This is a genomic window from Actinoplanes sp. NBC_00393 (genome assembly GCF_036053395.1).
In the GTDB taxonomy this organism is placed as follows: Bacteria; Actinomycetota; Actinomycetes; order Mycobacteriales; family Micromonosporaceae; genus Actinoplanes.
In genome coordinates this window covers 7009080-7022929 of sequence record NZ_CP107942.1, presented here as the reverse complement: position 1 = coordinate 7022929, position 13850 = coordinate 7009080, and the positions used below count along the sequence as shown (strand labels likewise).

The 13850-nt window shown below is 70.7% G+C and carries 12 protein-coding genes; 10 read left to right on the top strand and 2 right to left on the bottom strand.

The window, feature by feature from the left end; genetic code table 11:
• The first annotated feature begins 13 nt into the window (after nucleotides 1–13).
• The 5 genes from OHA21_RS32455 to truB all read left to right on the top strand — a co-directional run bounded on the left by OHA21_RS32455 (nucleotide 14) and on the right by truB (nucleotide 4623).
• Nucleotides 14–307 (top strand): DUF503 domain-containing protein, encoded by a 294-nt coding sequence (locus OHA21_RS32455; RefSeq protein WP_328461417.1) that lies wholly within the window; start codon nucleotides 14–16, stop codon nucleotides 305–307.
• A gap of 72 nt (nucleotides 308–379) precedes the next feature.
• A complete protein-coding gene (gene rbfA / locus OHA21_RS32450) occupies nucleotides 380–841 on the top strand; it encodes a 30S ribosome-binding factor RbfA (RefSeq protein ID WP_328461415.1) in 462 nt (153 codons plus the stop codon).
• Entirely contained in the window at nucleotides 838–1854 is a 1017-nt protein-coding gene (locus OHA21_RS32445) for a DHH family phosphoesterase (protein WP_328461414.1), read from the top strand. Before rbfA ends, OHA21_RS32445 begins: the two co-directional genes overlap by 4 nt.
• A gap of 447 nt (nucleotides 1855–2301) precedes the next feature.
• A complete protein-coding gene (locus OHA21_RS32440) occupies nucleotides 2302–3633 on the top strand; it encodes an MATE family efflux transporter (protein WP_328461412.1) in 1332 nt (443 codons plus the stop codon).
• Nucleotides 3634–3735: 102 nt separating this feature from the next.
• The gene (gene truB, locus OHA21_RS32435; RefSeq protein ID WP_328461410.1) at nucleotides 3736–4623 is read left to right on the top strand and encodes a tRNA pseudouridine(55) synthase TruB; all 888 of its coding nucleotides are present in this window, start codon (nucleotides 3736–3738) and stop codon (nucleotides 4621–4623) included.
• Nucleotides 4624–4634: 11 nt separating this feature from the next.
• On the opposite strand, the gene OHA21_RS32430 is transcribed toward truB, so the two are convergent.
• Complete coding sequence (locus tag OHA21_RS32430) at nucleotides 4635–5036, bottom strand: response regulator (RefSeq protein ID WP_328461408.1); 402 nt, start codon at nucleotides 5034–5036, stop codon at nucleotides 4635–4637.
• Complete coding sequence (locus tag OHA21_RS32425) at nucleotides 5033–7609, bottom strand: response regulator (protein ID WP_328461406.1); 2577 nt, start codon at nucleotides 7607–7609, stop codon at nucleotides 5033–5035. The genes OHA21_RS32430 and OHA21_RS32425 overlap by 4 nt, the downstream gene beginning before the upstream one ends.
• A 101-nt stretch (nucleotides 7610–7710) precedes the next feature.
• Between OHA21_RS32425 and OHA21_RS32420 the strand changes: the two genes are divergently transcribed.
• The 5 genes from OHA21_RS32420 to OHA21_RS32400 all read left to right on the top strand — a co-directional run bounded on the left by OHA21_RS32420 (nucleotide 7711) and on the right by OHA21_RS32400 (nucleotide 13846).
• Nucleotides 7711–8643 carry a bifunctional riboflavin kinase/FAD synthetase gene (locus OHA21_RS32420; protein WP_328461404.1) on the top strand — a complete coding sequence of 311 codons (933 nt, stop codon included), beginning with the start codon at nucleotides 7711–7713 and terminating at the stop codon, nucleotides 8641–8643.
• Between the two features lie 114 nt (nucleotides 8644–8757).
• On the top strand, nucleotides 8758–9027 hold the full coding sequence (rpsO, locus tag OHA21_RS32415) for a 30S ribosomal protein S15 (protein ID WP_111651421.1): 270 nt from the start codon (nucleotides 8758–8760) through the stop codon (nucleotides 9025–9027).
• Between the two features lie 193 nt (nucleotides 9028–9220).
• The gene (locus tag OHA21_RS32410) at nucleotides 9221–11548 is read left to right on the top strand and encodes a polyribonucleotide nucleotidyltransferase (RefSeq protein WP_328461398.1); all 2328 of its coding nucleotides are present in this window, start codon (nucleotides 9221–9223) and stop codon (nucleotides 11546–11548) included.
• A complete protein-coding gene (locus OHA21_RS32405; protein WP_328461396.1) occupies nucleotides 11549–12877 on the top strand; it encodes a M16 family metallopeptidase in 1329 nt (442 codons plus the stop codon).
• A 24-nt stretch (nucleotides 12878–12901) separates the two neighbouring features.
• A complete protein-coding gene (locus OHA21_RS32400; protein WP_442875186.1) occupies nucleotides 12902–13846 on the top strand; it encodes a phosphatase PAP2 family protein in 945 nt (314 codons plus the stop codon).
• Nucleotides 13847–13850 lie beyond the last annotated feature (4 nt).

Below are 13850 nucleotides of genomic sequence, written 5' to 3'. Positions count from 1 at the left end.
ACCCTGCTCGCTGATGTATACCGAGACCGCAGTCTTCGACCTGCTCCTGCCCGGTGACTCCCGCTCGCTGAAGCAGAAGCGTTCCTATGTCCGCCCGATCCTCGCGATGCTGAAGAAGTACGAGGTCAGCGCCGCCGAGGTGGGCTTTCACGACCTGCATGGACGGGCCCAGATCGGGGTAGCCGTCGTGGCGGGCGACCCGGCCCAGGCCCGGGCCGTCGTCGACACCTGCGAGAACCAGGTGGCCGGCCGCCCCGAGATCGAGTTGCTCTCGGTCAAGCGACGGCTGTACGGCGACGAAGACTGAGATGGGTACGCTTCAGCAGTTAGAGGCGGGGGCGGTGCTGACCCGCGGGAACGACAGTCGGAGGTGGGCTAGATGTCGGATCCGGCCAAGACACGGCGGCACGCGGAGCGCATCCGTGAACTGGTGGCTTCGCTGGTGCGGGAGATCAAGGACCCGCGCCTCGGCATGGTGACGATCACGGATGCCCGGATCACCGGCGATCTGCGTGAGGCGACCGTCTTCTACACGGTTCTCGGCGACGTGACCGAGCAGTCCTCGACGGCGGCGGCCCTGGAGAGTGCGAAGGGGATGCTGCGCAGCCGGGTCGGGCACGCGCTCGGCCTGCGGCACTCGCCGAGTCTGACGTTCGTGCTGGACAACGTGCTGGAGAACGTCAAGGAGATCGACGATCTGCTGACCCAGGCACGGCTGAAGGACCAGGAGGTGCAGCGGCTGGCCGCCGGCAAGAAGTACGCCGGCGATCCGGACCCGTACAAGATCGAGGACGACGAGGACGATTCCGAACGGGTCGGTGCCGGCGAGGATCAGGGGTGAGTCTGCCCTCCGAACCCTCGGCCGAACAGTGGGCCGCCGCCGTCGCGGCGGTCCGTTCGGTCGGCGTGGACGACGAGGTGCAGCTGATCTGCCACGTCAACCCGGACGGGGACGCCCTCGGCAGCATGCTGGGCTTCGGTCTCGGTCTGCGGCGCCTCGGCTTCACCCGGCTGCGGGCCACCTTTCCCGGCGATTTCAGCGTGCCGGACCCGTACGCCGCATTGCCCGGTTCTGATCTGTTGGTGCCGGAGCCGGACGCCTTCGGTGACCCTCGCCTGGTCCTGGTCTTCGACGTGGCGAGCGAGTCGCGCCTCGGCGCGCTCGCCGGCCGGCTCGAGGCCGCGCCCTGCAGCATCGTGCTGGACCACCACGCCTCGAACACCGGCTTCGGCGACGTCCGGCTGGTCGATCCGCGGGCGGCCGCCACCTCGGTGGTGGCCGAGCAGCTGCTTGCCCGGCTCGGCGTCCCGCTGGACCGGGAGATCGCCGAATGTCTGTACGTGGCACTCGCGACCGACACCGGCTCGTTCAAGTTCGACATGACGACGGTTGCGGTGCACGAGCTGGCGGCCCGCCTGATCGCCACCGGCATCCGGCCCGGGGAGATCTCCCGGCGCATCTTCGACAGCCGTCCGTTCGGGGCGATGAAGCTGACCGGCGAGGTGCTCGGCCGGGCGGTGCTGGAACCCGGCGCGGCCGGCGGGCGGGGCATGGTCTGGACCTATGCCACGCTGGCCGATCTGGATCGGCACGAGCAGCCGCCGTACGTGTTGGACAGCCTGATCGACCCGGTCCGCTCGGTCGCCGAGGCGGACGTGTCGGTGGTGGTGAAACAGGTCGCCGCCGGCGAGTGGTCGGTGTCGCTGCGCAGCAAGGGCGCCGTGGACGTGAGTGGCGTGGCGGTGGCGCAGGGCGGCGGCGGGCATCGGCTGGCGGCCGGCTTCACCGGCCACGGGGAGGCCCACGAGGTGGTTGACACCGTTCGTCGCCTACTTGACGAATACCTGAACTGAACCGCGTTTACGCAGGAAAATGGGGGTCACCCGAACGGGTGGCTCCCATTTTCGTTGTCCCGGATACCGGGATCCGCGTTCCGAAGCCATGAGTGAACGTTAGTTTGGGTCCTGAACGGTGATTTGGTTTTGCGCGGCCGCCACCACCGCCTTCCGCGAAACCTCGAGCCACCCGGGTCCACCGACCCGGGCCGCGTCACCGCAGCCCGAGATCCGGCGATCCCGGATCGGCTGGTGACGCCCCGCTCGACCACTCCAGGGCGCCCTGCGCCCATCCCACCGTGGAAGGAATACCTCTCATGGCTGCCAAGCCGAAGCCCCAGCCCACCGACGAGGCCCGCGAGCAGGCGCGCCGCGCCCTGCAGACCTCGCTGGACACGCGTCAGTAGATGTAAGTGACGGGTCGCGTTTGCGGCCCTTACGGCTGGGCGGGCATCATGGGACACCATGAGCCCGCCTGCCGACGCGTACGCCGTACCGCAGCGCACCGCCACGGCCCGCCGGATCGCCGGCCTGGCCCTGCCCGCGCTCGTGGTCCTGGCCGCTGAGCCGCTCTACGTCCTGGTGGACACCGCAGTCGTCGGCCACCTCGGCCGGGTCGAGCTCGCGGCGATCGCCATCGGTGGCACCGTCATGTCGGTCGCGGTGTGGTTCGGCACGCTCATGGCGTACGGAACGACCGGCCGCGCCGCCCGCCGCTTCGGCGCCGGTGACCGCCCGGCCGCCGTCGCCGAAGGCGTCCAGGCCTCCTGGCTGGCGCTCGGAGTCGGTGTGCTCCTCGCCTTCCTCGGCCTGTTCGGCGCCGAGCCGCTCGCCCGTCTGCTGGCCGGCAACCCGGAGACCGCCGAGGCCGCCGCGGGATGGCTGCGGATCGCCGCCCTCGGTGCGCCCGGGCTGCTGCTCGCCGCCGCCGGCAACGGCTGGATGCGGGGTGTCCAGGACACCCGGCGCCCGCTCTACATCGTCCTCGGGGCGAACGTGCTCTCCGCGATCCTCTGCCCGATCCTGGTCTACCCGCTCGGGCTCGGCCTGACCGGCTCCGCCATCGCCAACGTCGTCGCGCAGACCGTCGGCGGCGGCCTGTTCCTCCTGGCCCTGATCCGCGAGGCCCGAGCCCTGCGCCCGGTCCCGTCGATCATCGTCCGCCAGGTGGTCCTCGGTCGCGACCTGCTGATCCGCGGCGCTGCCTTCCAGGCCTGCTTCCTCTCCGCGACCGCGGTGGCGTCCCGCTTCGGCGTCGCTGAGGTGGGTGCGCACCAGATCGCGCTGCAGCTGTGGTTCTTCGCCGCTCTGGCCCTCGACGCGGTGGCGATCGCGGCCCAATCGCTGGTCGGCGCTGCTCTGGGTGCGGGCGATGCTGACGAAGCCCGCGACGTGGCTCGCCGGGTCACCCTGGCCGGTGGGGTGGCCGCCACCCTCTTCGCGGCGCTCGCCCTGGCCGGCGCCTCGGCGGTCCCCACCTGGTTCACCTCCGACCCGGCGGTGCACGCCCAGGCCGCGGTGGTCTGGCCCTGGTTCGTGGCGCTGCTGCCGTTCGCCGGGGTCGTCTATGCGCTCGACGGCGTGCTGATCGGCGCTGGGGACGTGGCGTTCCTGCGGACCATCACGCTGATCTCGGCACTGGTCGGCTTCCTTCCGGCCATCTGGCTGGCCTACGCCCTCGACCTCGGCCTCGGCGGGGTCTGGGCCGGGCTGGGGCTGTTCACGTTGATCCGCTTCGCCACCCTGGTCTGGCGGTGGCGGTCCCCGCGCTGGGCGATAACGGGCGCCACCCGCTGACCCACTCTGCGGCTGGCGCTGAGGGCTGCTTCCCGGCCCCGCAAACAGCCGTGAGGGCCAGCCGCGGAAGGGTGAGTGGGACGGCGGAAATAGGGTGGGCGGGTGAACACGGATGGACTGATCGTGGTGGACAAGCCGGCCGGGATGACGTCGCACGATGTCGTGGCCCGGATCCGGCGGCTGGCGAAGACCCGCCGGGTGGGGCACGGTGGCACGCTGGATCCGATGGCCACCGGTGTCCTGATCATCGGGGTGAACCGGGCCACCCGGCTGTTGACCTATGTGATCGGTTCGCGGAAGAGCTATGCGGGGACGATCCGGCTCGGGCAGACGACCGTCACGGACGATGCCGAGGGCGATGTCACCGCGAGCGTCCCGGCCGGCGCGGTGAGCGACGAGGCGATCCGGGCCGGGCTGGCGGCGCAGGTCGGTGAGATCGACCAGGTGCCCAGCGCGGTGAGTGCCATCAAGATCAACGGCGAACGGGCCTACAAACGGGTACGCGAGGGCGAGACGGTCGAGATCCCGGCCCGGCGGATCACGGTGTACCGGCTCGACGTGCTGGACATCCGGAGACCCGAAGGCGCCGACGTGATCGACGTCGACATCGACGTGACCTGCTCGTCCGGCACGTACATCCGGGCGATCGCCCGCGACCTGGGCGCCGCCCTGGGCGTCGGCGGTCACCTGACGGCGTTGCGCCGGACCGCCGTCGGGGACATGGCCCTCGACGCCGCGGCCACCCTGCCCGAGTTGGAGGAGCGCGCCCCCGACGTGGTCGGCCTCTCCCTCGCCGAGGCGGCCCGGCGGTCGTTCCCGCAGCGTACGGCCACGGACGAGGAGACCCGGGTGCTCCGCCACGGCGGTCCGCTGGAGCCGGTCGGCATCGAGGGTCCGTACGCGGTGTTCGACCAGTCCGGCGAGGTCCTCGCGATCGTCAGCGAGCGGGGTGGCAAGGCCCGCGCCGAGATCGTCCTCGCCCCGGCCTGACCGGCTCCCGCTCAGGCCGGCAGGTGGCGGGCGACCGTGGCCACCAGGTCGGCGGCCGCGTAGGGCTTGTCCAGGAAGTCGTCGCAGCCGGCGTCCAGGGCGGCCTTCTGATCCTGCGGCAGGACGCTGGCGGTCACCGCGACCACGTGCGGTTTCGGGCGGCCGTCCGGCGGCGGGCCGGCGGCGAGCTCCCGGGCCAGGGTGAGTCCGTCGCCGTCCGGGAGGTTGAGGTCGAGCAGGATCAGGTCGACATCGGTCTCGGCCAGGCGCTGGCGGGCCGCGGCGAGTGTGACGGCGTCGACCACCTCGGCGTCCCGGACCGTGGCGATGTCGGCCCGGGAGAGGACGGCCTTGACCAGCATCCGGTTCAGTTCTTCGTCCTCGACCAGCAGGATGCGGTGCGGTTCGCTCACAGGTCGTCCTTCCGGCGTGGGACTGCGCTGCGCAATCGCGGCGGGACCGGGGCCGGCGGCCCGGTGAGCCCGGCGACCTCCGCCACCGGTCCCACACTTCTGATTCCGGTGGGGTGTGCACGCGTACCCCAGAAGTCGGGAAGCGGGAGGGTCAGCACCGGCGTGTGCCTGCCGGCGGGGTCCTGCTCGAGCGCGGCCAGCAGGCTGAAGCCGTCGGCGGCCGGCGACTGCGTGTCGCAGACGATCAGGTCGAACTCCTCGGCGCGGCTGCGGGCCAGGCCGGCGTGGCCGTCGGCGCAGGCGACCACGTCGGCGCCGCCGGCTCGCAGCCCTTCCTCGATGGTCCGGCGGACCGCGTCGTCGTGGTCGACCACCAGGACGCGCGGGCGGGCGGCGATCGCGTTGGCCAGGGCGCTGAGCAGCACCGCCGGGTCGACCGGTTTCACGAAGTAGTCGTGCGCGCCGAGGGCCAGGCCGGCCGGGATCTCGTCGACGACGCTGGCGAAGAAGACCGGTACGCCGGACAGCCGCGCGTCCGCCTTGAGACGGCGCAGCACCTCGAAGCCGTCGATGCCGGGCAGGCCCACGTCGAGCACGATCGCGTCGGGGTGGTGCTCGCGGGCGACGGCCAGTCCGCTCTCACCGGTTCCGGCCACCTCGACGCGGTATCCGGCGTTGGCCAGGTGCGTCTGCATGAGTTCGGCCGACTGCGGGTCGTCCTCGATCAGGAGCACTGCCGGGGCGCCGGCTGCGCCGGTCGCGGACGCCTGGGTCACCGGGGCAGCCGGCAGCCGTACGGTGAACGAGCTCCCCTTCCCCAACTCGGACTCGCACGTGACGCCGCCCTGGTGCGCCTCGGCCAGCCGCCGGGTGAGCGCCAGCCCGAGCCCGGTTCCGGCGTGCCGCCGCGACGGGTCGCCGACCTGCTGGAACTCCTCGAAGATCCGCTCGATGTCCTCGGCCGCGATGCCCACCCCGGTGTCCGTGACAGTGATCAGTCCCTCATCACCGCCCGCCGCCACCGTGATCGAGACCGTGCCACCCGATGGGGTGAACTTCACCGCGTTCGAGAGCAGGTTCTCCACGATCTGCCGCAGCCGGACCCGGTCGGCGAGCACGGTGACCGGCGCCAGATCGGTCCGCACCGTCAGCTGCTTCTCGGTGAAGAGTGGCGCCAGAGCGGTGAGCAGCTCCTCGATCGCGGTGTCGGCGCGGACCGGGGCGAGGCGCAGTTCCATCCGCCCGGCCTCCACCTTGCTCAGGTCGAGGATGTCGTTGATCAGGCCGAGCAGGTGCCGGCCGCTGCCGTGCACGTGGTCCACCCAGTCGGCCGGGACCCGGCGGCGGTCGCCTTCCGGCTCCTCCATCCGCATCAGGTCGCTGAACCCGATGATCGCGTTGAGCGGCGTACGCAACTCATGGCTCATGTTCGCCAGGAAGTCGCTCTTCGCCTGGTTGGCCCGGGTCAGCTCGGCGACCGACGCGCTCAGCCGGTCGGTGATCGCCTGCCGCTCGGCCAGCAGGCCGGCCTGCCCGCCCAGGTCGGTGAGCAGGCGCAGGTCGTCCTCGCTGAACAGGTTCCGGTGCCGGTTGAAGAACAGCACCGCGCCGTCGACGTCCGGCGGGACGCGCATGCACAGCGCGCGGACGTAGTCGTTGTCCAGGCCGGCGAAGTGCCGGGCCAGCTCCGGAACCGCCTCCTGGAGGCGTAGCGGCACGTTCCGTTCGACGAGCCGGGTCAGGTCGGCGTCGATCGGCTCGTCGGTGGAGGCGAGCGGCGGGCCGGCGTACGCGATGCGGGCCAGCGTCCGGTCGCCGTCGTGCAACAGGACGGCGACCGCGTCGGCGCCGGTCTGTTCGCGCATGATCTCCGCGTACGTCTGCCAGACCTGGTCCGAGGTGGCCAGCAGGCGCTCGGTCACCGACTGGGCGGCCGCCGCCGAGAAGAGCCGGCGCAGCCAGCGGGGCGGCATGAAGGCGATCAGGTAGCCGAGTCCGCTGCCCAGAGCGAGGATCACGCTGACCGCCCGTAACGGGGAGTCGGCATCGCCACCCCCGCGCAGCATCATCATGAGACCGAAGGTCAGGGTCGCGCCGGCCGCGGTCATCAGCCGGGCCCGGTTCGCACCGGTACGGCAGCGGGCTTCGCCGTAGAGCAGGCCGGCCGCGATCACCTCGACGGCCAGGAAGTAGACCACCGCGGCGACACGTGCCTCGACCGCCAGCGGGCGGGGCAGCACAGCGAACGGAGCGAGCACCGCCGCGTACCCGGTCAGGGCAGCGACGTGCAGTGCCCGCGGTACCGATCGCAGGCGGCCGGCCAGCCGCAGCGTCAGATAGGGCTGGGCCAGCAGCGCTGCGGCGGTCAGCAGATTGACCCAGCCGGGCATCGGACCCAGGGCGGCTCGCAGCCCGTCGACGCAGAACGCGAGCATCAGCGGGGCGAAGACCAGGGCGACGTCGCGTTGCAGCGGATCGTGCCGGCGCAGGTGACCGAGCAGCGCGCGCAGGAAGAGCACCGCGAAGGCGATCTCCGCAGCGAGCAGGACGAGACGGGTCCACTCGACGCTCATATCGGCATCAATCGTAGCGAGCCGGACGAGTCGCAGGGGGCAGACCGCCGCTCCCCGCGCTCGATACGCTAGGGCCGGGAAGTTCGGCGGAGGGGCGTTCGATGCAGCGGTGGCGGGGGTTCGAGTCGGTCCCCGGCGGGTGGGGCCGGTCGGTGGTGACGATCGGTGTGTTCGACGGTGTCCACCGGGGGCACCAGGCGATCATCGGGCACGCGGTGAAGCGCGCCCGTGACCTGGGCCTGCAGTCGGTGGTGGTGACCTTCGACCCGCATCCGGCCGAGGTGGTCCGGCCCGGGTCGCACCCGGCGGTGCTCACCGAGTCGGTGCGCAAGGCCGAGCTGATCGAGGAGCTCGGCGTCGACGCGCTCTGCGTGGTGCCGTTCACGCCGGCGTTCTCCCAGCTCAGTCCCAACGAGTTCGTCCACGACGTGCTGGTCGAGGCGCTGCACACCGCGGTCGTCGTGGTGGGGGACAACTTCCGCTTCGGGCACAAGGCAGCCGGCGACGTGCAGCTGCTCGACACTCTCGGTCGCAAGTTCGGCTTCACCCTCGAGGACGCGCCGCTGGTCTCCGAGGACGGGCTGGTGTTCTCCTCGACGTACATCCGCAGTTGTGTCGACGCCGGGGACGTGCGCGCCGCCGCGGCCGCGCTCGGCCGGCCGCACCGCCTGGCCGGCGTGGTGGTCCGCGGCGATCAGCGCGGGCGCGAGCTGGGGTTCCCCACCGCCAACCTGATGGTGCACCGCTACGCGGCGGTGCCCGCCGACGGCATCTATGCCGCGTGGCTCACCCGTGGTGGTGAGAACGCCGCCCGGCTGCCGGCCAGCGTGTCGATCGGCACCAATCCCACCTTCTCCGGTCGCGAGCGCCGGGTGGAGGCCTATGTCCTTGATTTCTCCGGGGATCTGTACGGTGAGCGGGTCAGCCTCGACTTCGTCGCGCACCTCCGTGAGCAGCGCAGATACGACGAGATCGAGCCGCTGATCGCACAGATCCGGGCGGACGTGGAAGAGACCCGGGTGTTGCTTCAGTAACGCCCTGATAGGGTTGGTTCGCCGTCGGAATATCCGACGCCGGTCCCGCCTGCCTGCCCGACGCCGCGGGTCGCGGGGTAACCGTGTAATCGGCAACACAGAAGTCCGGAGAACATGGCGCTCGATCAAGAGACCAAGAACAAGATCATGGGTGAGTACGCGACCAAGGAGGGCGACACCGGTTCGCCCGAGGTTCAGGTCGCCATGCTGACCAAGCGGATCGCCGACCTGACCGAGCACCTCAAGGTGCACAAGCACGACCACCACAGCCGTCGTGGCCTGCTGCTGCTGGTCGGTCAGCGCCGCCGCCTGTTGAACTACGTTCAGAAGAAGGACATCGCCCGCTACCGGACGCTCATCGAGCGTCTCGGCCTGCGCCGATAGCTTGACCTCGGGGAGCGGCCGTTTGGTCGCTCCCCGAAAGTTTCCACCCCACGGACCCGCGCGGATCACACCCTCAGCACCGGTCCTCGGTAGTGGTTCCCAGGCACATCTCTCCTGGGTACTTCGATCGAAGACCGGCCTTCTGAACCGCGCTGTAGACCGCCGGGTCCTCGACGAAGGAGTACCGCACTTCATGACAGAGCAGAACAACGCTCTCGGCACCGAAACCCGCACCGCCGTCATCGACAACGGATCGTTCGGCACCCGGGAGATCGTCTTCTCCACCGGCCGCCTCGCACAGCAGGCCGCCGGCTCGGTGATCGTCCAGCTGGGCGACACCACCGTCCTCTCCGCCACCACCGCCAGCAAGCAGCCGAAGGAGCACTTCGACTTCTTCCCGCTGACCGTGGACGTCGAGGAGCGGATGTACGCGGCGGGCCGCATCCCCGGCTCGTTCTTCCGGCGTGAGGGCCGTCCCAGCGAGGACGCCATCCTCACCTGCCGCCTGATCGACCGGCCGCTGCGCCCGTCGTTCACCAAGGGCCTGCGCAACGAGGTCCAGGTCGTCGAGACCGTGCTCGCGCTCGACCCGGCCCACCCGTACGACGTGGTTGCGATGAACGCCGCCTCGATGTCGACCAAGCTGTCCGGCCTGCCGTTCAGCGGCCCGGTCGGCTCGACCCGCGTCGCGCACGTCGAGGGCCAGTGGGTCGCCTTCCCGACCCTCGAGGAGCTCGAGCGGGCCACCTTCGACATGGTCGTCGCCGGTCGTGTGACCGCCGAGGGCGATGTCGCGATCATGATGGTCGAGGCCGAGGCCACCCCGCACGCGATCAAGCTGATCTCGGCCGGCGCCACCGCGCCGACCGAGGAGGTCGTCGCCAGCGGCCTGGAGGCCGCCAAGCCCGCGATCCGCGAGCTGTGCCGCGCGCAGAGCGAGCTGGCCGAGGTCGCCGCCAAGCCGGTCGCCGAGTTCCCGGTCTTCCTGGACTACCAGGACGACGTGCAGTCGGCCGTCTCCGAGGCCGTTCGCGCCGAGGTCGCCGAGGCGCTGAAGATCGCCGGCAAGCAGGAGCGCGAGGAAGCCCTCGACCTGGTCAAGGCGAAGGCGCACGAGCTGCTCGACGAGCGGTTCGAGGGCCGGGAGAAGGAGATCAGCGCGGCTTTCCGCTCGATCACCAAGTCCGAGGTCCGGCAGCGGGTGCTGCGCGAGCAGGTCCGCATCGACGGCCGCGGCCCGCGTGACATCCGTCCGCTGACCGCGCAGGTCGGCGTGCTGCCGCGGGTGCACGGCTCCGCGCTGTTCGAGCGTGGCGAGACCCAGATCCTGGGCGTCACCACCCTGAACATGCTGCGCCTGGAGCAGTCGCTGGACACTCTCGCCCCCGAGAAGACCAAGCGCTACATGCACAACTACAACTTCCCGCCGTACTCGACCGGTGAGACCGGCCGGGTGGGCTCGCCGAAGCGCCGCGAGATCGGCCACGGCGCGCTGGCCGAGCGGGCCCTGGTGCCCGTGCTGCCGTCGCGCGAGGAGTTCCCGTACGCGATCCGTCAGGTCTCCGAGGCCCTCGGCTCCAACGGCTCGACCTCGATGGGCTCGGTCTGCGCCTCGACGCTGGCCCTGCTCTCCGCGGGTGTGCCGCTGAAGGCCCCGGTCGCCGGTATCGCGATGGGCCTGATCTCCGACGAGGTCGACGGCAAGACGGAGTACGTCGCTCTCACCGACATCCTCGGCGCCGAGGACGCGTTCGGCGACATGGACTTCAAGGTCGCCGGCACCAGCGAGTTCGTCACCGCCCTGCAGCTGGACACCAAGCTCGACGGCATCCCGTCGGACGTGCTGGCCGGCGCGCTCTCCCAGGCGCACGACGCCCGGGCGACGATCCTCAGCGTGATGAACGCGGCGATCGAGGCCCCGGCCGAGATGAGCGAGTACGCACCTCGCGTCACCAGCGTGAAGATCCCGGTCGACAAGATCGGTATGGTCATCGGCCCCAAGGGCCAGACGATCAACGCGATCCAGGACGAGACCGGCGCCGACATCTCGATCGAGGACGACGGCACGATCTACGTCGGCGCGACCAACGGCCCGGCCGCCGAGGCCGCGGTCGAGCGGATCAACGCGATCGCCAACCCGACTCTGCCGAAGGTCGGCGACAAGTTCCTCGGCACCGTGGTGAAGACGGCCGCGTTCGGCGCGTTCGTCTCGCTGCTGCCCGGCCGTGACGGCCTGCTGCACATCTCCAAGGTGGGCGACGGCAAGCGGGTCGAGAAGGTCGAGGACTTCCTCAACGTCGGCGACAAGGTCGAGGTGTCGATCGCGGACATCGACCAGCGCGGCAAGATCTACCTGGACAAGGTCCGCCCGGAGGGCGAGGAGGCCCCGGCCGCGCCGGCCGCTTCCGAGGGTGGTCGCCCGCCCCGCGAGGAGCGCGCTCCCCGCGGTGAGGGTGGCGGCGAGCCCCGCCGGCGCCGGTCGCGTTCGTCCGGCGGCGACCGCGGCGAGCGTCGCGACTAAGTGACAACGCTTTCCAGCGGGCCGGCCGGAGGGCCGGCCCGCGTCGTCACCAGGGCGCTCGGCGGCGGCGTCAAGAAGACCACCCTGCCGAGCGGCCTGCGCATCATCACCGAGGCGATCCCGACCACCCGCAGCGCCTCGCTCGGGATCTGGGTCGGGATCGGCTCCCGGGACGAGTCACCGTCCCTCCACGGCGCCTCGCACTTCCTGGAGCACCTGCTCTTCAAGGGCACCCACAAGCGCACCGCCCTGGACATCTCCGCCGAGATCGAGGCGGTCGGTGGCGAGACGAACGCCTTCACCACGAAGGAGTACACCTGCTACTACGCGCGGGTGCTCGACGCCGATCTGCCGCTCGCGGTGGACGTGATGGTGGACGCGGTGGCCGACTCGCTGCTCGACCCGGCGGACGTGGAGACCGAGCGCGGCGTCATCCTCGAAGAGATCGCCATGCACGAGGACGAGCCCGGTGACGAGGTGCACGACGTCTTCGCCGAGGCGATCTACGGCAATCACCCGCTGGGCCGGCTGATCTCCGGCACGCCCGGCTCGATCACGCCGATGACCCGCAGCCAGATCAACGGTTTCTACCGGCGGCGTTACACGCCACCGCAGATCGTGGTCGCCGCGGCCGGGAACCTGGACCATGCGCTGGTGGTCAGGCTGGTCCGCAAGGCGCTGGCCGGGACCCCGCTGGACACCGCGCCGGCGGCGCCGGCCGAGCCGAGGTCGGCGACCACGAGGGTACGCGTACAGAAGCCCCGCAACGTCGTGCTGCACCGCGACACCGAGCAGGCCCACATCGTGCTGGGCGGCACCGGACTGGGCCGGCACGACGAGCGCCGGTTCGCGCTCGGCGTGCTCAACAACGTGCTCGGCGGTGGCATGTCGAGCCGGCTGTTCCAGGAGATCCGGGAGAAGCGCGGCCTGGCCTACTCGGTGTACTCGTACGCCGGCCAGTACGCCGACTCCGGCCTGGTCGGCGTCTACGCGGGCTGCGCCCCGGCGAAGGCGGCCGAGGTGCTCGACCTGATCCGGGGCGAACTCGACCGGGTCGCCGCCAAGGGCATCAGCGCCGACGAGCTGCTCCGCGGCAAGGGCATGGTGAAGGGCTCGTACGTGCTCGGCCTGGAGGACACCGGTTCCCGGATGAGCCGGCTCGCGAAGTCGGAACTGCTGCACGGCGACCTGATGGGCGTCGACGAGCTGCTCGCCAGGGTCGATGCGGTCACCGTGGAGGAGGTCAACGCGGTCGCGGCCGACCTGTTCTCGGGTGAGCGTTCGCTGGCCGTGGTGGGACCGTTCGACGAGGCCGAGTTGCCCACGTAGTTACCCTTGGACCCCGTGACAACGCTGGAGACCCCGCCCGAGACCCCCGCCACCCCGCCGCCACCGGAGCTCCGGAAGCGGCGGATCATCGGGATGCTGATCTGGGCGGTGGTCTTCGCCGTCGGGGTGTACTTCGTGGGCGTGCCGACGAGCGACCCGCTGATCGCTTTCGGCTGGCTCTGGCTGGCGACCATCGCGTGGCGCAACTACGAGCCGTGGCGTACCCATCTGCGGTTTCTTCGTGACTGGCTGCCGATCTGCCTGCTGCTGGTCATCTACAACGTCTCCCGCGGCTTCGCCGACCGCTTCTTCGAGCCGCACGTCACCGAGCTGATCGCCTTCGACCGGTGGATGTTCGGGGTCGTCCCGACCGAGTGGCTCCAGGAGCACCTCTACCAGCCCGGCGTGGTCCAGTGGTGGGAGGTGGTCGTCTCGCTCGTCTACTTCTCGCACTTCCTGACCATGCCGACCATCGCCGTGGTGCTCTGGATGCAGAGCCGCCCGCAGTGGGCCCGGTTCATGCGCCGCTGGTTCATGCTCTGCGTGTTCGGCCTGATCACCTACTTCCTCTACCCGGCCGCCCCGCCGTGGTGGGCCGCCGAGAAGGAGCACGGCTCGCTGATCGAGGCGGTCCGGATCTCCACCAACGGCTGGAAGGCGATCGGGCTGGAGGGCGCCGGCAACACCCTCAACGCGCTGCAGATCGAGGCGTCGAACCCGGTCGCCGCGATGCCCTCGCTGCACACCGCGTTCGCCTTCATGTCGGTCGTGTTCTTCCTGCCGATGATCCGCAAGCGGTGGTGGCCGCTGCTGTTCGCCTACCCGCTCTCGATGACCTTCACGCTGGTCTACACGGCCGAGCACTGGGTGATCGACGTGCTGGTCGGATGGCTGTACGTCGGCCTTGTCTTCATCGTCGTGGGGCTCGCCGAGCGGTGGCGGGCGGTCCGCCGCCGTACGTTAGGTTGACGGT